At 59.0% G+C, this 23,530-nt stretch carries 30 protein-coding genes; 20 read left to right on the forward strand and 10 right to left on the reverse strand.

Annotation, left to right across the window (positions count from 1 at the left end; all coding sequences use genetic code 11):
- Positions 1-11 precede the first annotated feature (11 nt).
- Positions 12-947 carry a sensor domain-containing diguanylate cyclase gene (locus QMK58_RS11445; protein WP_053158119.1) on the reverse strand — a complete coding sequence of 312 codons (936 nt, stop codon included), beginning with the start codon at positions 945-947 and terminating at the stop codon, positions 12-14.
- Between the two features lie 168 nt (positions 948-1,115).
- On the opposite strand from QMK58_RS11445, the gene QMK58_RS11450 reads away from it, so the two are divergent.
- From QMK58_RS11450 to QMK58_RS11460, 3 genes are all read left to right on the forward strand, one after another.
- On the forward strand, positions 1,116-1,814 hold the full coding sequence (locus QMK58_RS11450) for an AzlC family ABC transporter permease (protein WP_053158122.1): 699 nt from the start codon (positions 1,116-1,118) through the stop codon (positions 1,812-1,814).
- On the forward strand, positions 1,814-2,125 hold the full coding sequence (locus QMK58_RS11455; RefSeq protein WP_156322326.1) for an AzlD domain-containing protein: 312 nt from the start codon (positions 1,814-1,816) through the stop codon (positions 2,123-2,125). Before QMK58_RS11450 ends, QMK58_RS11455 begins: the two co-directional genes overlap by 1 nt.
- Positions 2,126-2,191: 66 nt before the next feature.
- On the forward strand, positions 2,192-2,338 hold the full coding sequence (locus QMK58_RS11460) for a hypothetical protein (protein ID WP_172681818.1): 147 nt from the start codon (positions 2,192-2,194) through the stop codon (positions 2,336-2,338).
- 46 nt (positions 2,339-2,384) lie between these two features.
- Here QMK58_RS11460 and QMK58_RS11465 read toward each other — a convergent pair whose 3' ends face one another.
- Together QMK58_RS11465 and QMK58_RS11470 are read right to left on the reverse strand one after the other, a co-directional pair.
- Positions 2,385-2,660: a hypothetical protein gene (locus QMK58_RS11465; protein WP_082344449.1), complete on the reverse strand. Its 276-nt coding sequence runs from the start codon at positions 2,658-2,660 to the stop codon at positions 2,385-2,387.
- A gap of 262 nt (positions 2,661-2,922) precedes the next feature.
- On the reverse strand, positions 2,923-3,603 hold the full coding sequence (locus tag QMK58_RS11470) for an SOS response-associated peptidase family protein (RefSeq protein ID WP_053158131.1): 681 nt from the start codon (positions 3,601-3,603) through the stop codon (positions 2,923-2,925).
- A 137-nt stretch (positions 3,604-3,740) separates the two neighbouring features.
- On the opposite strand from QMK58_RS11470, the gene QMK58_RS11475 reads away from it, so the two are divergent.
- Entirely contained in the window at positions 3,741-4,640 is a 900-nt protein-coding gene (locus QMK58_RS11475) for a polysaccharide deacetylase family protein (RefSeq protein WP_053158134.1), read from the forward strand.
- Positions 4,641-4,756: 116 nt separating this feature from the next.
- Positions 4,757-4,984, forward strand: coding sequence for a DUF1652 domain-containing protein (locus tag QMK58_RS11480; protein WP_053158136.1), 228 nt, complete (start codon positions 4,757-4,759; stop codon positions 4,982-4,984).
- Positions 4,985-5,009: 25 nt separating this feature from the next.
- On the opposite strand, the gene QMK58_RS11485 is transcribed toward QMK58_RS11480, so the two are convergent.
- Positions 5,010-5,897: a LysR family transcriptional regulator gene (locus tag QMK58_RS11485; protein ID WP_053158139.1), complete on the reverse strand. Its 888-nt coding sequence runs from the start codon at positions 5,895-5,897 to the stop codon at positions 5,010-5,012.
- Between the two features lie 127 nt (positions 5,898-6,024).
- Between QMK58_RS11485 and QMK58_RS11490 the strand changes: the two genes are divergently transcribed.
- From QMK58_RS11490 to QMK58_RS11525, 8 genes are all read left to right on the forward strand, one after another.
- Positions 6,025-7,173, forward strand: coding sequence for a muconate cycloisomerase family protein (locus QMK58_RS11490; protein WP_053158142.1), 1,149 nt, complete (start codon positions 6,025-6,027; stop codon positions 7,171-7,173).
- A gap of 10 nt (positions 7,174-7,183) precedes the next feature.
- Positions 7,184-7,474: a muconolactone Delta-isomerase gene (gene catC, locus QMK58_RS11495; protein ID WP_008053771.1), complete on the forward strand. Its 291-nt coding sequence runs from the start codon at positions 7,184-7,186 to the stop codon at positions 7,472-7,474.
- 53 nt (positions 7,475-7,527) lie between these two features.
- On the forward strand, positions 7,528-8,457 hold the full coding sequence (gene catA / locus QMK58_RS11500; RefSeq protein WP_053158144.1) for a catechol 1,2-dioxygenase: 930 nt from the start codon (positions 7,528-7,530) through the stop codon (positions 8,455-8,457).
- Positions 8,458-8,625: 168 nt separating this feature from the next.
- A complete protein-coding gene (locus QMK58_RS11505; RefSeq protein WP_053158147.1) occupies positions 8,626-9,585 on the forward strand; it encodes an AraC family transcriptional regulator in 960 nt (319 codons plus the stop codon).
- Positions 9,586-9,803: 218 nt separating this feature from the next.
- Positions 9,804-11,168 (forward strand): benzoate 1,2-dioxygenase large subunit, encoded by a 1,365-nt coding sequence (gene benA / locus QMK58_RS11510; protein WP_053158151.1) that lies wholly within the window; start codon positions 9,804-9,806, stop codon positions 11,166-11,168.
- Positions 11,165-11,653 carry a benzoate 1,2-dioxygenase small subunit gene (gene benB / locus QMK58_RS11515; protein ID WP_053158154.1) on the forward strand — a complete coding sequence of 163 codons (489 nt, stop codon included), beginning with the start codon at positions 11,165-11,167 and terminating at the stop codon, positions 11,651-11,653. The genes benA and benB overlap by 4 nt, the downstream gene beginning before the upstream one ends.
- Positions 11,654-11,663: 10 nt before the next feature.
- Complete coding sequence (gene benC / locus QMK58_RS11520; protein ID WP_053158160.1) at positions 11,664-12,677, forward strand: benzoate 1,2-dioxygenase electron transfer component BenC; 1,014 nt, start codon at positions 11,664-11,666, stop codon at positions 12,675-12,677.
- 147 nt (positions 12,678-12,824) lie between these two features.
- Entirely contained in the window at positions 12,825-13,598 is a 774-nt protein-coding gene (locus QMK58_RS11525) for a 1,6-dihydroxycyclohexa-2,4-diene-1-carboxylate dehydrogenase (protein ID WP_053158163.1), read from the forward strand.
- Here the strand turns inward: QMK58_RS11525 and QMK58_RS11530 are convergent.
- The gene (locus QMK58_RS11530; protein ID WP_053158165.1) at positions 13,595-13,957 is read right to left on the reverse strand and encodes an NUDIX hydrolase; all 363 of its coding nucleotides are present in this window, start codon (positions 13,955-13,957) and stop codon (positions 13,595-13,597) included. The two genes, QMK58_RS11525 and QMK58_RS11530, sit on opposite strands and share 4 nt — an antisense overlap.
- A gap of 218 nt (positions 13,958-14,175) precedes the next feature.
- Here QMK58_RS11530 and QMK58_RS11535 point away from each other — a divergent pair, with 218 nt between their 5' ends.
- Positions 14,176-14,376 carry an SPOR domain-containing protein gene (locus QMK58_RS11535; RefSeq protein WP_053158168.1) on the forward strand — a complete coding sequence of 67 codons (201 nt, stop codon included), beginning with the start codon at positions 14,176-14,178 and terminating at the stop codon, positions 14,374-14,376.
- Positions 14,377-14,412: 36 nt separating this feature from the next.
- Here the strand turns inward: QMK58_RS11535 and QMK58_RS11540 are convergent, their stop codons facing one another.
- The gene (locus tag QMK58_RS11540; RefSeq protein WP_320396529.1) at positions 14,413-14,676 is read right to left on the reverse strand and encodes a hypothetical protein; all 264 of its coding nucleotides are present in this window, start codon (positions 14,674-14,676) and stop codon (positions 14,413-14,415) included.
- A 168-nt stretch (positions 14,677-14,844) separates the two neighbouring features.
- Here QMK58_RS11540 and QMK58_RS11545 point away from each other — a divergent pair, with 168 nt between their 5' ends.
- Both QMK58_RS11545 and QMK58_RS11550 read left to right on the forward strand, forming a co-directional pair.
- Positions 14,845-15,030: a hypothetical protein gene (locus QMK58_RS11545; protein WP_053158174.1), complete on the forward strand. Its 186-nt coding sequence runs from the start codon at positions 14,845-14,847 to the stop codon at positions 15,028-15,030.
- Between the two features lie 103 nt (positions 15,031-15,133).
- Entirely contained in the window at positions 15,134-15,469 is a 336-nt protein-coding gene (locus QMK58_RS11550; RefSeq protein WP_053158177.1) for a hypothetical protein, read from the forward strand.
- 3 nt (positions 15,470-15,472) lie between these two features.
- On the opposite strand, the gene QMK58_RS11555 is transcribed toward QMK58_RS11550, so the two are convergent.
- On the reverse strand, positions 15,473-16,030 hold the full coding sequence (locus QMK58_RS11555; RefSeq protein ID WP_053158180.1) for an RrF2 family transcriptional regulator: 558 nt from the start codon (positions 16,028-16,030) through the stop codon (positions 15,473-15,475).
- A 315-nt stretch (positions 16,031-16,345) separates the two neighbouring features.
- Here QMK58_RS11555 and QMK58_RS11560 point away from each other — a divergent pair, with 315 nt between their 5' ends.
- From QMK58_RS11560 to QMK58_RS11575, 4 genes are all read left to right on the forward strand, one after another.
- Positions 16,346-17,548 carry an NAD(P)/FAD-dependent oxidoreductase gene (locus QMK58_RS11560; protein ID WP_320396311.1) on the forward strand — a complete coding sequence of 401 codons (1,203 nt, stop codon included), beginning with the start codon at positions 16,346-16,348 and terminating at the stop codon, positions 17,546-17,548.
- Between the two features lie 130 nt (positions 17,549-17,678).
- A complete protein-coding gene (locus QMK58_RS11565) occupies positions 17,679-18,968 on the forward strand; it encodes an NAD(P)/FAD-dependent oxidoreductase (RefSeq protein ID WP_053158186.1) in 1,290 nt (429 codons plus the stop codon).
- Between the two features lie 25 nt (positions 18,969-18,993).
- Entirely contained in the window at positions 18,994-19,548 is a 555-nt protein-coding gene (locus tag QMK58_RS11570; RefSeq protein ID WP_053158190.1) for a helix-turn-helix domain-containing protein, read from the forward strand.
- 20 nt (positions 19,549-19,568) lie between these two features.
- Positions 19,569-20,915 (forward strand): glutamine synthetase family protein, encoded by a 1,347-nt coding sequence (locus QMK58_RS11575; protein WP_320396312.1) that lies wholly within the window; start codon positions 19,569-19,571, stop codon positions 20,913-20,915.
- Between the two features lie 122 nt (positions 20,916-21,037).
- Here the strand turns inward: QMK58_RS11575 and QMK58_RS11580 are convergent, their stop codons facing one another.
- The 3 genes from QMK58_RS11580 to QMK58_RS11590 form a co-directional block, all read right to left on the reverse strand.
- Positions 21,038-21,391 (reverse strand): hypothetical protein, encoded by a 354-nt coding sequence (locus QMK58_RS11580; protein WP_320396313.1) that lies wholly within the window; start codon positions 21,389-21,391, stop codon positions 21,038-21,040.
- Between the two features lie 138 nt (positions 21,392-21,529).
- On the reverse strand, positions 21,530-22,573 hold the full coding sequence (locus tag QMK58_RS11585) for an LLM class flavin-dependent oxidoreductase (RefSeq protein WP_053158200.1): 1,044 nt from the start codon (positions 22,571-22,573) through the stop codon (positions 21,530-21,532).
- 160 nt (positions 22,574-22,733) lie between these two features.
- On the reverse strand, positions 22,734-23,219 hold the full coding sequence (locus tag QMK58_RS11590; RefSeq protein WP_053158203.1) for a flavin reductase family protein: 486 nt from the start codon (positions 23,217-23,219) through the stop codon (positions 22,734-22,736).
- Between the last annotated feature and the right edge of the window lie 311 nt (positions 23,220-23,530).

Below are 23,530 nucleotides of genomic sequence, written 5' to 3' on the forward strand. Positions count from 1 at the left end.
CTGGCTGTTGATCAATCTCGAAAATCAGCGAACTCGGCGCGCATCCGCCCGTTGTGCTTGGCCTTGTAGAGCAGATGGTCGACCTGTTCGACGAACTCCAGAGCCGTGGCATGCATTGAAACAGTGGTGGTGCCGACGCCGACGCTGATGCTCAACAGATTCGATACGTTTGAAAACGCATGGGGGATCTGCTGCTGGCGAATCAGGTGCAGGCATTTGTGCGCCACCAGTCGTGCCGATTCTGCATCGGTTTCCGGCAGCAGCCAGACGAACTCTTCACCGCCGATTCGCGCGATGAAGTCCCGTGGCCGGTTGGCCGCCCTGGACAGGGTTTGCGCGACGCGGCGCAGGCATTCGTCACCCTTGATATGGCCGTAATGGTCGTTGTACTGCTTGAAGTAGTCGATATCCAGCACCAGCGCCGACAGTGGCGAACCGGTGCGTTGGGCGGTGTTCCACTCGCGTTCGAGCACGGTGTCGAACATGCGCCGGTTGGCGATGCCGGTCAGCCCGTCCTGGAATGAATATTCTTCGAGCTGCTTTTGCAGGCGAACCAGGTGTTCTTCGGTTTTCTTGCGCTCGCTGATGTCGAACATGAATCCGACTAGTGCCTCGACCTCGCCGTCCTTGCGCACCACGTGCACCACATCGCGAATCCACACGTACTCGCCGCTGTCGGTCAGCGCTCGATAGTCAGCCTCGTGATCGACACCGGCGCGCGATTGCGAGACGCAGAAATCCACAACGTAGGCACGATCATCCGGATGCATACGTTCGACCCAGTCGTTGACCGATCCCCAACTGTGCTGTTTCCAGCCGAGCAATTGCTCGATCTGTGGGCCGATGTAACTGAACGTCATGGTTTTCCAGTCGATGCGCCAGGGAATGGCGTTGGTCGACTCAAGCAGGGTTTTGTAAACATCGCTGTCGGTTTCGACTGAACTCATAAAGGGGCTGCCTCGATGAAAGTGCAGCGCCATCATGTTGCTACTATTGTGGCGAAGCAAGCGGGCAGCCGATGAATGGCAGGGGTTCGTGACAGTGAGCAAGATTGTTCAAGCCAACGGGCGCGAGGGCTGGCACAGTTTCGGGTCTCTCCCTGTCTGTAGAACGTCATGTCCAACTCACTCATGCCCCGTAGTGCCTTTCTGCGCGGCGCCGCAGCCATCATGCCGCTGTCCCTGGCCACCGCGCCCTGGGGCTTGCTGGCGGGCTCCATGGCCATCGAGGCCAATCTCACGCCCCTGCAAGGTCAGGGCCTGTCGAGCATCGTGTTTGCCGGTGCCGCGCAACTGGTTGCCATCGGCATGCTCAAGGGCGGTGCCGGGATTTTTTCGATTTTGCTGACCACGTTGCTGCTGACGTCACAGCACTTGCTTTACGGCATGAGCCTGCGCTCGGTGATCTCACCGTTGCCGGGGCGCTGGCGAGTGGGGTTGGGATTCTTGCTTACGGATGAGCTGTTCGCCCTGACCAGCCAGCACGACAAGCAGCAGTTCAACCGCTGGTACGCCCTGGGTGTCGGCCTGACGTTTTACATCGCCTGGAACGTCTTCACCCTGGCCGGGATTGTGTTGGGCAGCAGCATCCCGGGCCTGGAGCATCTGGGGCTGGATTTCTCCATCGCCGCGACGTTTATCGCCCTGATCACCCCGGTGGTGCGCAATGTGCCGACCGTAGTGTGCGTGGCGGTTTCGCTGTTTTGCTCAGTGTTGTTCAGTTACTGGCAGTGGGGTTCGGCCCTGGTGCTGTCGGGGTTGGCGGGGATGACCGCCGGGTTTGTCTGCAACAAATTCTACGGTGGACGCACATGATGGTCTGGGCAGTGATTATCGGAATGGGCCTGTTGGTGTTCCTCAACCGCTATGTGTTTCTCGAACCGAGATTGCCGGTTCGCCTGAGCAGCAATGCCCGACAGTTTCTCGGGTTTGCAGTGCCGGGGATGCTGACCGCGATCTGCGGGCCGATTGTGTTCATGCCGGAAAAACAGCTGAATTTGCAGTGGGACAATCCGTACCTGATCAGTTCGCTGGTGGCCATCGGCCTGGTGCTGTACACCCGCAACACGTTGCTGAGCATGCTGTTGAGCATGGCATTCTTCTTTTTTCTGCGCTGGTGGCTCTGAGTCGGCTGCGTAAAAGTGTTCTACGCTTGCAATTGATAACCGATCCCTTCAGGAAGAGAGGTGAACATGGCCAATGAACCCAAACGTCCTGACCCGGAAGAAGACGTGGACGAACCCACGGAAAAAGAGATTGAGCAACAGAAGCGCTCGGTACCGGACTGGAAGCATCCTGACGATGGAACGGAACTGTCAGAGCCAGACCGCAAGTTTTGATCGGCCTATACGACAAAGCCCCGCCATGAGCGGGGCTTTGTCGTGATCACCCTTGTTCCAGGATCTCTGGAAAATCGGGGTGGGCGGCGCGATGTCCTAATGTCCTGTCGATCCAGGCGTTCAGCTCGTTGACCATTACCGGCGGTTTGCCGGGATAATGTTCGAGAGTTGAACTCAGGGTTTGATGGATATCGGGAACAGATCGAAGGTTACGGGTGTGTATGTATTGCTTGATAAAGCAGTCGAGTTGGTAGTGCTCCGTCTTTGTAAGATGAACGCACGCCAGACCCACGACTTGATCGTTTGTATAGTCGTCGCGCAATTTGGATCTCTGCAAGGCTTGGTGTATGGGATTTCCTTAGTTGCTGACTCTTTGGTCAGCTAATGCTATTGCTGGAAATTCGGCGCGAATGCTAGCCGCAGTAGGTGGGAATGTATCTATTTTGACTGCAGAGTCTGACAAGCGGTACGTATGTACCAAACCTTATTGTTACTTCAAGGAAACGCTTTTTTTCACGTTATAGAGCCGTTGCTTGTTTATAGAGTTGTTATTAATGATTGCCTTACTGTCGTTATTGATAAGTTCATGGAACTTCATTGATTAGAGCAGCGCTTTGGTTCCTGACATTGCCGACGGCCCTGTCGACCTTGTACCACTCAAATACGTCACTGACCTCACCTTGCATCAGCGCCATTTCCTCGGCTCGCTCCTTGGGTGTGGCCGGGTCCAGCCATTCCCGCGCCAGTTCGGAGGAAAACACCACAGGGCGACGGTCATGCACATCCAGCAGGCCGCCAGCACTGTCGGCGGTGATGATCACGAAGCCGTCGTGCTCCCTTGGCGGCGCGCCGCCGATGGGGAACTGGCCAATGGCCGCACAGTAAATGGGGGCCCGGTCACGCCGACGAATCAGCCAGGGTTGCTTTGTCGAATCGCCGGCATCGACCCATTCGAACCAGTTATCGATCGGACAGATCGCGCGGTGGGGCCATATGGAACGAAAGTACGGTCCGTGGGCGACTTTCTCGACCCGCGCATTGATCGGCGTTGTGCGATCAGTCGACCAGGACGGTCGCCAGCCCCAACGTACCGCATCGGCATGCAAGCGCCCATTTTCCTCATGCAGCAGGGCAAGCTGTGTGGTGGGTGCGGCGTTGTAGCGTGCCAAGGGGGCGGCGCCGACATGATTGATCAACGCATCGGGGAGACTCAGCACTGCCACGAAGTCGTGGATCCCGCGGTATTGCGACAATCGTCCGCACATGGCCTGACTCTCTGGTAAAGCGGTGTTTTGAGTTTAGATGCAGACAACGAAACGGGCCTGGCAGTGTTGGAACCAAACGCTGTGTACCCTATCCAACTTCGGCCCACCGCCCGGTGCGGGCCGGCTCAAGGCAAAAAATGAAACAGCTATCCAGATTTTTAGCGCTGTGCGCCATGGCTGTCGGTCTGCTGGGGTGTATTGCGGCGCCGATTGAAATGACGCCGCAAACCGAACAGCGCCTGCGAGCGCAACCGCCGATCCGCTTTTTGCTGACCTTCGATGACGGTCCCAGCGCTTCGAGCTGGTGGAACCCGACCGTGACCGTGCTGGAGAGCCTTGCGCGCAATCCGCTGCAACCGGACATCAAGGCGGTGTTCTTCGTGCAGACCCGCGCCCCACGAGCCGGTGGAAGCGACCTGGGCCGCGAGATCATGCGCCGCGAGCATGCGCAGGGGCACGTTCTGGGATTCCATACCGCCACGCCCTCGCACACCAATCATCGCTCTCTCGATCCATCAGAACTGGAGCAGGCCCTCACCGACGGCAGCGCCGACATCGCCGCCATTACCGGCGTGCCCACGGTGTTGTTGCGCCCGCCGTTCTGGAACTACGACAAGCGCACCTTCGCGGCTTATCAGCAACATGGTCTGCACGTGCTGCTGACGGATTTGAGCGCCAACGACGGCAAGATCTGGGGCTTCAATGCCAGCCCCCGGCGTCGTTCGCACATGCTGCGTTCGATGTCTGAAGTGCGCGAGCGCATTGCCCGTGGCGAGCTGCCGGTGGTCGACGGGGTGATTCCAGTGGTGGTGACGTTCCATGACCTCAACCGCTACACGGCCCGGCATACCCGCGAGTATCTGCAGATTCTCGTCGACAGTGCCCAGGCCAGCGGTGTGACAATCGCCGACAAGCCGTTTTACGACGATCAGGACGCAGTATTGCGGGCAGCCTTGGCGCGAACTGTGCGCGACGGTTCACAACCCGTTGAGTTGCCAGGGTTCTGGAACTGGATCTGGGGGGGTAATTCCCACTGAAATGTCCGAGGTGCCAGCGAAATAGCAAAATTGACGGCAATTTACTGGCGCAAAATCAGCAATGTGTATCTATCTGAAACGGATCCAATCCGATCACCTATCGCCGAGGACCGGCCATGGTTCCTATTTCAGTTCTTTGCAGCATTGTTGAGTCCGGTTTCGAGCCACTGTCGTGCGAATGCACCGAGAGCCTCGGATTGCTGCGCATTGAAATCCATGAACCTGTCACCGGGCGAGTGGAACTGTTGATCAGTGGCGTATCGACGGCGAATCTGGACAGCGTGCGGGCCATCGGCGAATTGCGTACCGAGATAAAGGCCGGGCGTCGGGCGTTTGCCGGTTGATCGCTTGCTACAGGTCTTGAATGTTTCAGTTTGCGGGCGCCAACAATTCATCAATCATCCGCAAGCAATGGTTCAACCCCGGGGAGACATCGCCCACCCGTCGACTCAGAATGATCGGTGACGTTGCGTTGTCTTCCAGCAGCGGGGTGAAACCAATGTCGTCGCGGTGCAGCAACTGCACCGATGCCGGCACCAGTGTGACTCCGATTCCCGCCCCGACCAGCCCAATCGCTGTTTGCAGTTCGTTGGTCCATTGCGCCACGTGGATGCTCACGCCATAGGTCTCGAACAGGGCTATCACATGGTCGGCGTAGCTCGGTCGCGGATTACCGGGGTACAACACGAAGGGTTCCTTCGCCAGTTCCCGCAGGCTGATGGGGCCTGCGAGCAGCGGGTGACCGGCGGGCAGGGCGGCGACCAGACGGTCTTCGGTCAATACGGTCTGGACGATGGCCGGATCATCAATGCGGATGCGGCCGAAACCTACATCGATCCGCCCGGCCTTGAGCGCCTGAACCTGCTGCAGGGTGGTCATTTCCGACAGCCCCAACTCCAGCTCCAGCGGCTCGCCGCTGCGCAAGCGTCGAATCAGTTCCGGTAATACCCCATACAGTGTCGAGGGCGCGAATCCGATGCCCAGCCAGGTTTTTTCCCCCTGGCCGATGCGGCGTGTGTTGTCGCAGACCTTGTTGAGCTGATCGAGCAGGGCGGTGGAGTGTTCATGGAAAAACCGCCCGGCATCGGTCAGCTTCAGCGGGCGTCCGCGCTCCAGCAACATCACCCCCAGCTCGTCTTCCAGTTGCTGAATCTGCCGGCTCAACGGTGGTTGGGCGATGTGCAGCAGTTCGGCGGCCCGGGTGAAGTTGAGGGTTTGAGCCAATACCTGGAAATAACGCAGGTGCCGCAGTTCCATGGAGCCTCCAGACGCAAATGGATTGCATACCTTTAAGGTATCAAGTCAGACCAATTCTATATTGGCGTCACGAAAAAAGCCGTACCAGAATCGATTCCAGAACTTTAAGAACCTGACGGGTATCGACATGCTTGCAACTGCCATTGAATCGATCGAGACGATCATCGTCGATCTGCCGACCATCCGCCCGCACAAGCTGGCGATGCACACCATGCAGAACCAGACCCTGGTGATCATTCGCGTGCGGTGCGCCGACGGCATCGAAGGCATCGGCGAATCCACCACCATCGGTGGCCTGGCCTATGGCAACGAAAGCCCGGACAGCATCAAGACCAACATCGACATGCACTTCGCGCCGTTGTTGATCGGCCAGGACAGCAACAACGTCAACGCTGCCATGTTGCGCCTGGAGCGCAGCATCCGTGGCAACACCTTCGCCAAGTCCGGTATCGAAACCGCGCTGCTTGACGCCTTGGGCAAACGCCTCGGCCTGCCGGTCAGTGAGTTGCTCGGCGGCCGTGTTCGTGACTCGCTGCCGGTGGCCTGGACCCTGGCCAGTGGCGACACGGAGAAGGACATCGCCGAAGCGGAAAAAATGCTCGACCTGCGCCGCCACCGCATTTTCAAACTGAAGATCGGTGCCGGGGAGGTCAACCGCGATCTGGCCCACGTGATTGCCATCAAGAAAGCCTTGGGCGACCGTGCCAGCGTGCGGGTCGACGTCAATCAGGCGTGGGACGAAGCGGTGGCGCTGCGGGCCTGCCGAATCCTTGGCACCAACGGCATCGACCTGATCGAGCAACCCATTTCGCGCAACAACCGCGCGGGTATGGCCCGTCTGAACGCCATGAGCCCGGCACCGATCATGGCCGACGAATCCATTGAGTGCGTGGAAGATGCGTTCAACCTGGCCCGCGAAGGTGCGGCTTCGGTGTTCGCCCTGAAAATCGCCAAGAACGGTGGCCCACGTGCTGTATTGCGCACCGCCTCCATCGCCGAAGCGGCGGGTATCGCCCTGTACGGCGGCACCATGCTTGAAGGTGGCCTGGGCACCATGGCCTCGGCCCATGCCTTCGTCACCCTGAACAAACTGGCGTGGGACACCGAGCTGTTCGGCCCGTTGCTGCTGACCGAAGACGTTCTCAGCGAACCGCTGGTGTACCGCGATTTTGAACTGCACGTGCCGAACACCCCGGGCCTGGGCCTGAGCCTTGATGAAGAGCGCCTGGCGTTCTTCCGCCGCGACAAGACATCCACCGCCATTCATCAAGCTTGAGGAGAGCATTATGCTGTTCCACGTAAAAATGACCGTGAACCTGCCGGTCGACATGAATCCCGAAGCCGCCGCCAAACTCAAGGCTGACGAGAAGGCCCTGGCCCAGCGTCTGCAAGAGCAGGGCAAGTGGCGTCACCTGTGGCGCATCGCCGGACACTACGCCAACTACAGCGTGTTCGATGTCGACAGCGTTCAGGAACTGCATGACCTGTTGATGCAATTGCCGCTGTTTCCGTACATGGCCATCGAAATCGATGCGATGTGCCGGCATCCTTCTTCCATCCGTGACGATGACCGCTGAGCCCAGCCTGTTCAGCTCGCTACGCCAAATAATTACAAGATGAGGAACCCAGAATGAACGTCAAGATTTCCCACACTGCCGAAGTCCAGAAATTTCTCGAAGAAGCCAGCGGCCTGCATAACGACGCCGGCGATTCTCGGACCAAGGCGCTGATCTACCGCATCCTGCGTGATTCGGTGAACATCATCGAAGACCTGGCCGTAACCCCGGAAGAATTCTGGAAAGCGGTCAACTACCTGAACGTGCTGGGCGCTCGCCAGGAAGCCGGGCTGGTGGTGGCCGGTCTCGGTCTGGAGCACTATCTCGACCTGCTGATGGATGCCGAAGACGAACAGGCCGGTAAATCCGGTGGCACCCCGCGTACCATCGAGGGCCCACTGTACGTGGCGGGTGCTCCGCTGTCTGAAGGCGAAGCGCGTCTGGACGATGGCGTCGATCCGGGTGTGACCCTGTTCATGCAAGGCCGTGTGTTCAACACCGCAGGCGAACCCCTGGCCGGCGCCGTGGTAGACGTCTGGCACGCCAACACCGGTGGTACTTATTCGTACTTCGATGCCACGCAGTCGGAATTCAACCTGCGTCGCCGCATCGTCACTGACGCTGAAGGCCGCTACCGCTTCCGCAGCATCGTGCCGTCGGGTTACGGCTGCCCACCGGACGGTCCGACCCAGCAACTGCTCGATCAACTGGGCCGTCATGGCCAGCGTCCGGCCCACGTGCACTTCTTCATCTCCGCACCGGACCATCGCCACCTGACCACCCAGATCAACCTGGATGGTGAAAAGTACCTGCATGACGATTTCGCCTACGCCACCCGTGACGAGCTGATCGCCAAGATCACCTTCAGCGACGATCAGGAACGTGCGGCGGCCCATGGCGTCAGCGGGCGTTTTGCCGAAATCGAATTCGATTTCACCCTGCAGTCGACCGCGCAGCCTGAAGAACAGCAGCGCCACGAGCGGGTCCGCGCACTCGAGGACTGATAGCACAATCCTGTAGGAGCGAGCTTGCTCGCGAGGGTCGTTAACGATAACGCGTGTTTACCGGCTAAACGCGGCGTTCTCGAGACCCTCGCGAGCAAGCTCGCTCCTACAAGGGTTTCGGTTCTAGAATGGAGCGACGCAACCTATAACAACAATGAGAGTGACCCGATGATGCAAGCTCAACTGTTGAGTCAGCGCAGCAGAGTATTCGACCATGCCGACCCGTATGCGGTGTCCGGCTACGTCAATCAGCACGTCGGTAACCACTGCATTCTCATGCCCCGTGCCGGCAACCCGCTGGCCAGTCTCGACCATCGCAAGTTCGCCAGCCTCGACCTGTGCCGTATCAGCTACGGCGCCAGTGTGCGGGTAACCTCGGGCGCGCTGGAGAATATCTATCACCTTCAGGTATTGCTGCGCGGCAACTGCCTGTGGCGCGGCCACGGCCAGGAACATTACTTCGCCCCCGGCGAATTGCTGCTGATCAACCCCGACGATCCGGTGGACCTGACCTATTCCGACGATTGCGAAAAATTCATCCTCAAAGTCCCCACCCGGTTGTTCGAGTCGGTTTGCGATGAGCAGCGCTGGCGCTATCCGGGGCAGGGCGTACGGTTCCTCGAGAACCGTTATCAACTCGATGAGCTGGAAGGCTTCGTCAACCTGCTGGCGATGATTTGCCAGGAAGCCGAGTCCAGCGAGCAAATCCCCAAGGTGCAGGAGCATTACACGCAGATCATCGTCAGCAAGATGCTCAGCTTGATGAAAACCAACGTCAGCCGTCTGGAGCTGTGCTCGCAGACGGCCACGTTCGAAGCGATTGCCGATTACATCGCCAGTAACCTCAAGCAGGACATCGACAGCGAAGCACTGGCGCGCCAGGCCCACATGAGTCTGCGCTCGCTGTATGGCCTGTTCGAGCGCAATGCCGGCCTTACGCCAAAAAACTACCTGCGCCAGAAGCGCCTGGAACGCATCAACGCCTGCCTGAGCGACCCGACCTGCAACGTGCGCAACGTCACGGAAGTGGCGATGGATTACGGCTTCCTGCACCTGGGACGGTTCTCCGACAGCTACCGCAAGCAGTTCGGCGAATTGCCGTCCGATACCCTCAAACGCCGCCACTGAATCACCACAACCCCCTGTAGGAGCCGGCTTGCTGGCGATGGCGTCAGCCCAGACACATCGCATCGCCTGAATCGCCAGCAAGCCGGCTCCTACAGTTAGCGGTGTCGCAACGTTCACTTGCACAAAACGGATAAAGGTCTGCACCCCGCGGATAGTTCACCCCATCCCCCCGTCCTAGCATGACCCCTGCCTGAACAATAACAATGGAGGCGGCGGCCATGACCCTGCGACCCGAGTATGTGCATTCCCTGCTTGAAGACGATCCCGAGCAGGGTCTCTATCGCTGTAAACGCGAGATGTTCACCGACCCCCGGTTGTTCGATCTGGAGATGGAACACATCTTCGAGGGCAACTGGCTGTACCTGGCCCACGAAAGCCAGATCCCCAACATCAACGATTTCTACACCACCACCATGGGGCGCCAGTCGATCTTCATCGCGCGCAACAAGGACGGTGTGCTCAACGCCTTCATCAACGCCTGCAGCCATCGCGGTGCGACCCTGTGCCGGCACAAGTCCGGCAACAAGAGCTCCTACACCTGCCCGTTCCATGGCTGGACCTTCAACAACTCCGGCAAGCTGCTCAAGGTCAAGGATCCGGCCAACGCCGGCTACCCTTCGAGCTTCAACTGCGAAGGCTCCCACGACCTGACCAAGGTTGCGCGTTTCGAGTCCTATCGCGGCTTCCTGTTTGGCAGCCTCAAGGCTGATGTACTGCCGCTGGTGGAGCACCTGGGCGAGTCGGCGAAGATCATCGACATGATCGTCGACCAGTCCGCCGATGGCCTGGAAGTACTGCGCGGTTCCTCCAGCTACATCTACGAAGGCAACTGGAAGCTCACCGCCGAAAACGGCGCCGACGGCTACCACGTAAGCTCAGTGCACTGGAACTACGCGGCCACACAGAACCAGCGCAAGCAACGTGAAGCCGGTGACACCAACCCAACCATGAGCGCCGGCAGCTGGGCCAAGCAGGGTGGCGGTTTCTACTCCTTCGACAAGGGCCACATGCTGCTCTGGACCCGTTGGTCCAACCCCGAGGACCGTCCGCTGTACGAGCGCCGCGATGAGCTGGCGCAAGACTTTGGCAAGGCCCGCGCCGACTGGATGATCGAGAACTCGCGCAACCTGTGCCTGTACCCGAACGTGTACCTGATGGACCAGTTCAGCTCGCAGATCCGCATCGCGCGGCCGATCTCGGTCAACCGCACGGAAATCACCATCTACTGCATCGCCCCCAAAGGCGAAAGCGATCACGCCCGTTCCAGCCGGATTCGTCAGTACGAGGATTTCTTCAACGTCAGCGGCATGGCCACACCGGACGATCTGGAAGAGTTCCGCTCCTGCCAGACCAGTTACCAGGGCAGCGTCACCACCTGGAACGACATGTCCCGGGGTGCCGAGCACTGGATTGAGGGTGCCGACGAGGCAGCCAAGGAAATCGACCTGCATCCGCTGCTCAGTGGTGTGCGCACCGAAGACGAGGGCCTGTTCGTGCTGCAACACAAATACTGGCAGCAGACCATGCTCAAGGCCCTGGCGGCCGAGCAGTCGAAGCTGATCGCCGTGGAGGACGTGCAATGAGCATTTCCTATGAAGCAGTGCGTGATTTCCTCTACCGCGAAGCGCGCTACCTCGACGATCGCCAGTGGGATGAATGGCTGGAGCTGTACGCCCCCGACGCGACGTACTGGATGCCGTCCTGGGACGACAACGACGAATTGACCGAGGACCCGCAGCGGGAAATCTCGCTGATCTGGTACGGCAACCGCACGGGCCTGGAAGACCGCATCTTCCGCATCAAGACCGAGCGTTCCAGCGCCAGCGTGCCGGACACTCGCACCTCGCACAACATCAGCAACATCGAGCTGCTCGAACAGGCCGACGGGCTGTGCAAGGTGCGCTTCAACTGGCACACCTTGAGTTTTCGCTACAAGACCGTCGACAGCTATTTCGGCAGCAGTTTCTACACCCTCGATGTGCGCGGTGAAAACCCGTTGATCAAGGCCAAGAAAGTGATCCTGAAGAACGACTACGTTCGTCAGGTCATCGATGTTTACCACTTGTGAGACTGCCGTCATGACCCATTCCATTGCGTTCAATTTCGAAGACGGCGTCACTCGGTTCATCGACGCCAATGTCGGCGAAACCGTGGCCGATGCCGCGTACCGCCAGGGCATCAATATTCCGCTGGACTGCCGCGATGGCGCTTGCGGTACCTGCAAGTGTTTTGCCGAAGCCGGTCGTTACGATCTGGGCGAGGAATACATCGAAGACGCCCTCAGCCCTGAAGAGGCCGAGCAAGGTTTTGTCCTGACCTGCCAGATGCGCGCCCAGAGCGATTGCGTGGTGCGCGTACCGACGTCCTCTGAAGTCTGCCGCACCCGTCAGGCCAGCTACGACGCGACCATCAGTGCCGTGCGCCAGTTGTCCGACAGCACCATCGCGCTGTCGATCAAGGGCGATTCCCTGAGCAAACTGGCGTTTCTGCCGGGGCAATACGTGAACCTGGGGATTCCCGGCAGCGAGCAGACTCGCGCCTATTCGTTCAGCTCGTTGCAGCGCGACGGTGAGGTCAGTTTCCTGATCCGCAACGTCCCTGGCGGCCTGATGAGCAGTTTCCTCACCGGCATGGCCAAGGCGGGTGACAGCATGAGCCTGGCCGGTCCTTTGGGCAGTTTTTATCTGCGCGACATCCGCCGTCCGCTGTTGCTGCTGGCCGGGGGCACGGGGTTGGCACCTTTCACTGCCATGCTGGAGAAAATCGCCGAGCAGGGCAGCGAACATCCGCTGCATCTGATCTATGGCGTGACCCACGATTTCGACCTGGTGGAGCTTGATCGCCTGGAAGCCTTCGCTTCACGTATCCCCAATTTCAGCTTCAGCGCCTGCGTCGCCAGCCCGGACAGTCAGCACCCGCTCAAGGGCTACGTGACCCAGCACATCGAGCCCAAGCATCTGAACGATGGCGACGTCGACGTGTACCTGTGCGGCCCGCCGCCGATGGTCGAGGCGGTGAGCCAGTTCATTCGTGAGCAAGGCATCGCACCTGCGAACTTCTACTACGAAAAATTCGCCGCCAGCGCGGCGTGACCGTTCTGCGCGATTAAGCCCCGTGTAGGAGCTGTCGAGTGTAACGACGCTGCGATCTTTTGGGTTGTTGAAAAAACAGAGGAAAAGATCGCAGCCTTCGGCAGCTCCTACGGGGTCTGGTGGCGTCATTCAGATCTTGAGGTGTTCATGAACAGATTCCACGAAAAAGTCGCGCTGATCACTGGCGCGGCCCAAGGCATTGGGCGCCGGGTTGCCGAGCGCATGGCCGCAGAGGGCGCGAAGCTGATCCTGGTGGATCGCTCCGAACTGGTGTTCGAGTTGCAGCAGCAATTGGCGCCGACCACTGAGGTCCTGGCCCTGACCGCCGATCTCGAACAGTACGAAGAGTGCAATCGAGTCATGCAAGCCGCCGTCGAACGTTTCGACCGTCTCGATGTGCTGATCAACAACGTCGGTGGCACGATTTGGGCCAAGCCGTTCGAGCATTACGAAGCGTCGCAGATTGAAGCCGAGGTCCGCCGATCGTTGTTTCCTACTTTGTGGTGCTGCCATGCGGCGCTGCCGATCATGCTGGGGCAGGGCAGTGGAGCAATCGTCAACGTTTCGTCCATCGCCACCCGCAGTGTCAACCGCGTGCCCTACGGTGCGGCGAAGGGCGGAGTGAACGCGCTGACCGCGTGCCTGGCATTCGAAGTCGCCGATCGGGGTGTCCGAGTCAACGCCACGGCGCCCGGTGGAACCGAAGCGCCACCGCGGCGCGTTCCGCGCAACGCTGCCGAGCAGAGTGAGCAGGAGAAGGTCTGGTATCAGCAGATCGTCGATCAGACCCTCGACAGCAGTTTGATGAAGCGCTACGGCACGCTGGATGAACAGGCGGGCGCCATTCTGTTTCTGGCCAGCGATGATGCGTCCTATATCACCGGCATGGTCATGCCGGTGGGCGGCGGCGACCAGGGCTAAAGGCGACGCACAAACGCTCTGACGATGCTCAGCGTGGCATCGCTGATGTTCAGGTTGTGCACCGTTTCCAGTGGATGCCAGATGCAGTCGATGATTTCGTTTTGCGCCCGGACCTGATGCAGATTGAGCACCGACACCTCATAGACATGGTGTCGAGTGCTGCCTGATTTGAATTCCATCAGGTAAACCAGTTCGTCGACCTGCAGTCCGGTTTCTTCCTGCAATTCACGGATGGCCGCACCGGCCACGGTTTCCCCCCATTCGACCTTGCCACCGGGCAACGTCCAGCGACCTCCCGCCTTGCGTACCAGAAGCACGTGCCGATCCTGCTCACAGATGATCGTTGCGCGTATTTTCATGGCTACCCCGATTTACGCTTGTCATCGAACAGGCACAAAAATGCAGCATCAGGTACAGAACCCTCTTGACTGCCATCGGAATAGTTTGAGCTGTACTTGCCCTGCAAAGTGCAATCGAAATCCGGAATTTCTGCGGCGACGTCTGGTCGGTATTTTGGAGAACGGTCGGTGTAAGGTAAGCAAGTCAACCTGATATCACTGCCGAGAAGGAGGTGACTATGAGCGTACCGATGCTGAACAAAATGCATATGAACGGTTATGACGTACTCAGCGTAAACAACGGTCCCTGGCGGGTCTGCACCCAGGGTGACCGGCTTGGCTCGTTCGACAGTCGGGAAGAGGCATTGGCGTTTGCCGCGTCATTGCCTGGCTACAGAGCCCGCGCTGGCAAGTCTTCGGACAACCAGCCAACAAAATGAAAGCAGCTTTGAAGCCCCGGTTCGCCGGGGCTTTTTTCATTCATCTTTGAGGGTTTCGCCTTCTTCATGCCGGTTTCGACTGATGAGTTTGGCTTTCACTTCTTCGGCATAACCCGACAGTTTTTCTTCATCACCCTGAAATAGCGCGCACAGCCGCTGGATTGCTTGCGCATCGGCTTCATTTCCGGACTGCCGCAATTGTTGCTCAATACGCAGGAGCTCCACCGCTGACCATCGCAAATCCGAAGCAAGACCTTGCAGATCGCGCCGAAGTTGCTGTTCCGATTCGTTTAGCCACATGACGATCTCCCGAATATTGCCCTCCGAAATTTTAGACCCGTTTGCTGATTGCGGTGTTGTGTTCGTCTGATTCAACGCTGTTTCCACTGGTCGGAAAAAAGCACGCGAACGGGCTGCTCCGCTGTCCTACTCAAGTGCCGGCAATTCAGCAGGCGGGGCGAGTTCGAAATGACCACTACCGATGATTTCAGGGCTCGGGCCCAAGAGCTTATGGTTGATTTGAATGCGGCCACCAACGAGATGATGAAGCTGGTTTCAGAACATCAACTCAGCGGGCCTGAATGGGAACGGGTCTCACAATGGCAGCATGAGGCACACGAAAGATGGATGGCGTATCTGAACCAGCGGAACTAACCGCAGGAAACGGTATCAATTTCAGCCGCTGAAGAATGTTTGACCATTCGCGGTTCAGGCGGTGACGCGCTACATTTTCTTTTTCAGGACATAAGGAAACATCATGCGGATGTTGATGGGGGGAAGCGTGCTGGCGTTGCTGGCCGGATGTTCGTTGCCGGCATCGCTGGTGCCGGGTGAGCCGAATGTCAGCAAATACAGTGAAAAGCCACCCAAGGAGTATGCGGCGTGCGTGTTGCCTCTTTGGCAGCATGAGGTCTCGAAGACGAGCCAGACCTCGATTTCAAACGGTTACCGTATCAACGCGCCAGGCATGATCTCGGCAGACGAAATTCTCGACATCGTCAAATCCAAGGACGGCAGCCGGGTCTCGCTGTACCAGGGACCGCCCTGGGCAAAATCCGGCGCCCTGCGCCAAGCGGTGCGCGACTGCCTCTGAGCGTCAATCACCGATATCGGTCACCGGGATCAGCGGGACGTCTTGGCTTGCGCTTTTCTTTTCCCGACGATCATTCATCCAGCTTTCCACTTTGACGCCGAACTCCGGCGGGGATTTTCGTCCGACCTTTCTGGCGATATCCAGAATGGTTTGCTGGGCGAGCGCCTCTTCCATGCGCTTCTGCGCGACCATCATTGCGCCATGCACTGAACACGGGCCGTCCAGCGCCCAATCGGGCGGCGAGCCCTCGAACAGCGCGCAGCGGCCACGAATCTCCCGGCACTCGAAAATCGACTTTCGACCGTCAATGGCGCTGACGACATCCAGCAGTGTGATTTCGTCAGCAGGCCGCGCCAGTTTGAACCCGCCGCGCATGCCTTCCGTGGCCACCACCAGTTTGCCTTTCGCCAGTTTGGTGAAGATCTTCGCCAGATAATCCTGGGGCACGCCTTGCAGGTCGGCCAGGTCGCGCACGCTCGCTTCGCGCGAATCGCCACCGTTACCGACCAGGAAAAGCAGGCAGTGGATGCCGTATTCGACACCCGCGCTGTAAAGAGACATGTGTATCTCCGACTTGATTAGTCGTAAATGTTAACAGTCGACCGTCATCCAGGCAACGAGCGGTCGTCTCCACCCTTTTTTTATCTAAGGGATATTTCGCATGAAACGCGGACTATAAGGTTCCGAGATGGCTGATCACGATTCTCGACAGCGACGCTGAAGAAAAACGTGTTGCGTCATTTGACTTGGATCGATACAGTCGTAGTTCTTCGGTCGACAGAGGCGAATGCCACGTGTGGTCGTGTCGATCTCATGCCCGCTCCTGATGAGCGTGACCCTAAACGGTTTCAATCCTGGTTATCCTCGGAGTCAAAAATGAAGCAGCACATTCTGGTAATCGGCGCAGGTTTCGGTGGCATGTGGACCGCTTTGAGCGCCACGCGTCTGTTCAACATTCACGGTCATGACGACGTAGAAGTGACCGTGCTGGCGCCTCAGGCCGAGCTGAGGGTGCGACCGCGCTTCTATGAGCCAAACGCTCATCAACTGGCCGCTCCGATTGGTGATTTGTTTGACGCGGTGGGCGTGAAGTTCATCAAAGGCGCGGCGCAGACCATCAACGTCGAGCAAAAACAGGTTGGCTACGTTGATGCATCGGGTACCCGGCAAATCTGCAGCTACGACAAACTCGTTCTCGCCACCGGCAGCCGCCTGGCCGCGCCGAACACACCGGGCGTCGCCGAGCATGCGTTCGACGTCGATCAGATCGAACAGGCCGTGAGTCTTGAGAACCACCTCAAATCCCTGGCCGACCAGCCCGCAAGCAGGGCGCGCAACACGGTCGTGGTGGCCGGTGGCGGTTTCACCGGGATCGAGACAGCCACTGAAATGCCGTCGCGTCTGCGCGCCATTCTTGGAGAGGGTGCTGACATTGAAGTGATAGTCGTCGATCGCGGCGAGAAAATTGGCGGCTCGATGGGCGAGGAAATTGCACAATCAATCGTCGAAGCGAGCGTGGCGACAGGCGTGAAATGGCATCTCAAAGCGTCGGTCGTTTCGGTGGATGCCAAGGGTGTGAACCTCTCCGACGGCACGCGCATCGATGCCAACACCGTGGTCTGGACCACCGGTGTGCGCGCCAGCTCCCTGACCGAGCAGATTCCCGCCGAACGCGATCACCTTGGCCGCCTGCATGTCGACGCGCATCTGAAAGTCATTGGTCAGGACGATATCTTCGCTACCGGCGACGTGGCGTATGCCGCTTCCGATGCAATCGGCAACTTCGCCTTGATGACCTGTCAGCACGCGATTGTGTTGGGGCGCCACGCCGGCAACAACGTGGCCGCGCAGATTCTCGGTGTGGACCCGACGCCGTACAGCCAGCCGAAATACGTGACCTGCCTTGATCTCGGTGCCTGGGGCGCGGTGTACACCGAAGGTTGGGACCGTCAGGTCAAACTGGTGAAGGAAGAAGCCAAGGCGCTGAAAACCCAGATCAACACCCAGTGGATCTATCCGCCGGCCGCTGACCGCGATGCCGCATGGGCCGCTGCAGATCCATTGATTCCGATTGCCTGATACGCGTGGCTGAACCCAAAAATCCCGCCCGGACTCTCCCGGGCGGGATTTTTTTTGGCTCGAATTGCTCGTGTGAAATTTATCGTGTAACTTTTCATGAAATTATAAATAGAAAATTTCATGAGGCCGTATGTTTCAGCAGTCTACGCAGCATGTCGCCAGTTACTACGCCCACACGTGCACTGATCGGCTGGTAGATCGCGCGGCGCTGGAAGGCGAGCAGGACACCGACGTGGTGATCATCGGCGCCGGTTTCAGCGGACTGCATACGGCCTTGCGCCTGGCGTTGGCCGGCAAGCGCGTTACGGTGCTGGAAGCCAGCCGGGTAGCCTGGGCGGCTTCCGGGCGCAATGGCGGCCAGGCCATTCTCGGTTGGTCGTGCGACATGCCACCGCTGGAAGCGGCGCTGGGCTATGAACGGGCGCGACGTTTGTGGGACGGCATGCGCTGGGCGGCGCGAGAGTTGCGCGACTTGCCCGGACGCCATGGTTTTGATTGCGACTACCGCCCCGGTCACCTGTGGACGTCGGTGATGCCGCGCCGGGTGAGCCTGTTGACTGAATGGCAACACGAGGCCAGTCACAAGTGGGGCCACGACGGCCTGCAATTTGTCGAGCGCCGCGATTTACCGAAGTGGGTCGCCAGCGAGCGCTATCAGGCAGGTCTGTTCGACCCTGAAGGCGGTCATTTGAATCCGCTGAAACTGGCCCTCGGCCTGGCGGATGCGATTGAACAGGCCGGTGGTCGCATCCATGAACTCAGCAAGGCGCTGAGCTATCGCGAGGAGGGCGACGGGTTCGTGGTCACCACCGAGCGCGGCCGCATTCGCGCCGATGTGCTGGTGCTGGCGTGCAACGCTTACCTCGATCAACTTGATCCGCAGTTGTCGAGTTGCGTGTTGCCCGTCGGCACCTATCAGGTGGCGACCGCTCCGCTGGCGAAGGAGCTGGTCACCGCGCTGCTGCCGAGCAATGTGTGCGTCACCGACAACCAGTTCGTCCTCGATTACTTCCGGCGCACGCCGGACAACCGCCTGCTGTTCGGCGGTGGCTGCACCTATCTGGGTGGCATGCCCAAAGACATCGCTGCCGCCACCCGACCGTTCCTCGAACGCGTATTTCCCCAGCTCACCGATGTCGAACTGGAATTTGCCTGGGGTGGGCATATCGACCTGACTCTCAAGCGCACTCCGGATCTCGGCCGGCGCGGCGAGCTGTACTGGATGCAGGGCTATTCCGGGCATGGCGTGCTGCCGACACTGGCCGGTGCGCGGGCGATCTGCGATGCGATCCTGGGGCAACCGGACGAGTTGTCCCTGTATCAAGGCTTGAGCAACGGCAGTTTTCCCGGTGGAAAATACTTCGCGGCGCCGCTGGAAGCCATCGGCAAGGCCTGGTATCGACTGCGCGACAGCATTTGAAGCGACACTTTCTGGAAGCCTCTCGATGGACATGCAAGAAGAAATCTCGGCGCTGGCGATCCTGATCCAGGACCTGCGCAAGCATAAAAAGTACACGCTCAAGGAGCTGGCGGACAAAATCGGGCGCTCGGTCGGGTTTCTGTCCCAGGTCGAGCGCGGACTGTCGCGCCCGACCGTGGCGGACCTGACCGCCATCAGCGAAACCCTGGGCGTGCCGACCACTTATTTCTACAGCCTGCCCAAACCCATGGCCTTGCCTTGGGTCACCCGTCCGGATGAGCGGCGCACGTTGTACTACGCCGACGGCATCACCGACATCCTGGTTTCGCCCAAGATGCGCGCCTCCTTTTCGATGCTCGAAAGCCGGCTAGAGCCCGGTGCGAGCAGCGGTGACCGGCACATGAAGGACAGCTCCGAGCAGGGCGGTTACGTCCTGGAAGGGGAGTTGACCCTGTGGCTCGATGACAACGAACCGGTGACCCTGCGCACCGGCGACAGCTTTCAACTGGCCAGCCATGCGCATTGTCGCTACGGCAATCTTTCCGGCCACCCAACCCGCGTGCTCTGGGTTTACACCTGATAACAACAAGGAACGAAACGATGGATGCTGTGTGCTCTGAACTGCTGGCCGAGGTTCGCAACTTCCGCCACTGCAACCCCGACGTGCGTTACGTCGACCTGATCTCCCTGGACATTCCCGGGCATTTCTACGGCAAGCGCTACCCGGTCGAAATGCTCGAAAAAGTCGCCGCTGGCAGCGCGCTCAAGTTGCCGCAAAACTGCGTGCTGCTCGGCACCCAGGGTGGCTTGTTCAAGATTGGTGATTACTGCTTCAACGACGGAGATCCGGATGCGCTGCGGCGCCTGGTGCCCGGCACGCTCAAGCGCGTGAGCTGGGAAAAACAGCCGTTGGGCCAGATGTTGATCACCTCGGACGGCACTGAGAAGCCGATCGTCTTCGAACCCCGCGAAGTGCTGGCCAAGGTTCTGGCGCGGCTGCACCGTAAAGGTATTTTCCCGGTGGTGGCGTTCGAGTTGGAGTTCTACCTGTTCGACAGCCGCTTGAAGGACGGTCTGCCGCAGTTCCCTCGTGACGAGTTGACCGGTGACGCGGATGACCAGCCGAACATGCACATCGAACGCCTGTCGCGATTCGCCCCGGTGCTCGATGACATGGTCGAGACCGCGAGGGCTCAAGGCATCGAAGCCACGGTGATCACCGCCGAACTCGGTCCCGGCCAGTTCGAAATCAATTTCGGTCATTGCGATGACGGCCTGCGCGCCGCCGACTGGGCCGCCTTGTTTTGCCGTAGCACCCGGGGAGTGGCGCTCAAACACAATTACCGCGCCAGTTTCATGGCCAAACCGTATTTGCAGCACCCCGGTAGCGGCATGCATGTGCATGTGAGCCTGTACGACAAGGCCGGCAACAACCTGTTGGCGGCGAACGGCCAGCGCGCATTGCGCCACGCCGTCGCCGGTTGCCTGGACGTGCTACCGCACTGCATGCCGATTTTTGCCCCGAACCACAACGCCATGCGCCGCTTGAGCGGCACGGTGAATGTCGCGTCCCGTGCCAGTTGGGGCTTTGAAGATCGTGATGCGTGCCTGCGGGTGCCCGAGTCAGATCTCAAAAACCTGCGAATCGAACATCGCCTGGCGGGTGCCGATGCCAACCCGTATCTGGCGCTGGCGGCGATCCTGGTGGGGTTGGAACAAGGACTGGAAGGGGAGCGTGAGCCGATTGCACCGCTCAACGAAGACCGCAGCAGCGGCATCGATTTTCCGTTGGAAATGCTCGAAGCCGTGCAGGCCATGCAAAGCCATGCACCTCTGCGCGAAGGCTTGGGCGCTGAGTTTGTGGACGTCTATTGCGAAAACAAGCGACAGGATCATCTGGCATTTTTGCATGACATCAACGCGAGGGAGTACCGTTGGTTTCTTTGAAAGACATAGAAAAATGATGATATTTAAGGGCTTGGCGCACTTAGTAACTGGATAGTGAACAAAAATATCTTGTTACAGCCGGAAATATTCCGTAATATCCGCGCCGCGTTCACCACCACGGTTTATGCATTTTTAAATCCCAGGCGTCCATCAGCTGCCTGGGATTTTTTTTGCCTGAAATTTGATAGGGGTAGAACCTGGCTGTTCAAAGCCTGTCGAGGCTCGTTCCAGCACGCAGTCTCGCAGCCTAAACCTGTAGGAGCCGGCTTGCCGGCGAACCGGGCAATGCAATGCTGCATCAGGCTAGACGCCTTCGCTGGCAAGCCAGCGCCTACGAAGAGCCCGAATTCCTGCTTGGCCGAAACGCTGGCGCGCAGGCGCTTGAAATGCAGGTGCGAAGCGCTCCATTCACCGTGCAGGTATGCCTGCGCGGCGCCGGAGGGGAGGACGAGTGGGGGGAGACGATCAGTGATCATCGGAATCGATCTCCTGTAGGAGCGAGCCTGCTCGCGAAAAACTCTGGACAACTCGGTCATTCAAACGCCACGCGTTATCGTTGGCGTCCATCGCGAGCAGGTCGAATCGTCGCACCGTCGCTCCCACAGGACAAATGCCTACCGGAACGCTGGCACGACGTGTTTGATGAACAGCTCCAGGGATTTTTTCTTCTCCGCATGGGGCAGGCTGTTATCGCACCAGAAGCTGAATTCGTCGACGCCCAGTTCCTGGTAGTACTTGATGCGCGGAATGATTTCTTCCGGCGTACCGATCATGGCGGTTTTGTGCAGGCTTTCCAGTTCGAATTCCGGGCGGCCGGCGAATTTCTCCTCCGGGCTTGGCTCAAGGAAGCCATTGACCGGGGTGGTCTTGTTGCCGAACCAGGCATCGAAGGTGCGGTAAAACTTCGCAATCGCCCTGGCCCCGACTTTCCAGCCTTCGGCGTCTTCAGCGGTATGCACGTGGGTGTGACGCAGCACCATCAATTGCGGGCGCGGCACGTCCGGGTTGTTGTCCAGGGCGGCCTGGAATTTGTTCTTCAGATCGAGGACTTCTTCGTCGCCTTTCATCAGCGGCGTGACCATGACGTTGCAGCCGTTGGCTACGGCAAAATTGTGCGAGTCCGGGTCGCGAGCGGCGATCCACATCGGCGGGTTCGGCTGCTGGATCGGCTTGGGTACGCTGGTGGAGGTCGGGAATTTCCAGATGTCGCCGTCATGGGCATAGTCGCCTTGCCAGAGTGCGCGCACCACCGGGACCATTTCCCGCAAGGCCTGGCCGCCGCTGGAAGCGGGCATGCCACCGGCCATGCGATCGAATTCAACCTGATAAGCGCCACGGGCCAGGCCGACTTCCATGCGACCGTTGCTGATCACATCGAGCAACGCACATTCACCGGCCACCCGCAGCGGGTGCCAGAACGGCGCGATGATGGTGCCGGCGCCGAGGTGAATGGTGGTGGTCTTGCCCGCCAGATAAGCCAGCAACGGCATCGGGCTTGGCGAAATGGTGTACTCCATGGCGTGGTGTTCACCGATCCATACGGTGCTGAAACCACCGGCCTCAGCCATCAACGTCAGCTCGGTCAAGTCCTCGAACAACTGGCGGTGGCTGACGCTTTCGTCCCAACGTTCCATGTGTACGAACAGGGAAAACTTCATGACGCTTACCTCGGATCTTTTGTTATTGGCCTGTAGGCTCGGGTAATGTTTTTTCGGTATACCATAATACGTATTGTGGAGCAAAAGATCGCAGCCTTCGGCAGCTCCTACGGGCGCTCTCTCCTGTAGGAGCTGCCGAAGGCTGCGATCCTTTCAATGGTCAGGCCAGAACGGGCAGGGCACCCATCTTGCCGTGGCAATACACCAGCGGCCCGTTGCTCTGTTGGGGCACGATCAGGTTCTTCACCGCGCCAACCATGATCGCGTGGTCGCCCCCTTCATATTCGCGCCACAGTTCGCACTCGATGACCGCCGTCGCGTTGGCCAGGATCGGATTGCCCAACGCGCTCAACGTCCACTCGATGCCCTGCGCCTTGTCCTTGCCTTTACGGGCGAAGGCATAGGCTTCGCTTTGCTGGCCGCCGGACAGCACATGGATGGCAAAGCGTTTGTTCTTGATCAGGACGGGGTAGGAGTCGGAGCTGTAGTTGGGGCAGAACAGCACCAGCGCCGGGTCCATGGACAGTGAGCTGAAGGCGCTGGCCGTCAGGCCGACGATCTGCCCGTCGTCATCGAGGGTGGTGATCACGGTCACGCCGGAGGGGAACGAACCCATGACTTGTTTATAGATGGCGGCATCGATCATTGGACGGTCCTCGGGGGGTGTGACGCGGTTTTTATGTGTTTGTAGGTCTGATGGTATACCGTAATACATCGTTTGCAAGGTCTTTTTAAGTGAACCGATAAACGTACGACATTCGTCTGAAAGTCAATGTTTACTGGGTTTTATGGCATGCAGGACTTAAGCGAATCGGGCAGGATGCCGGTGCAGATGCGGTTTCAAAGACCGGCTCAGTCTTGTTTAAAGTTTGGAATACCATAATATGGTTTGCATCTGAGGGGCGGCCAGCGAGTCCCCCCGGTTTGGCTTCATACAAAGATAAGAACAGACAAACT

This window comes from Pseudomonas sp. P8_241 (assembly GCF_034008315.1).
Classification (GTDB): Bacteria; Pseudomonadota; Gammaproteobacteria; order Pseudomonadales; family Pseudomonadaceae; genus Aquipseudomonas.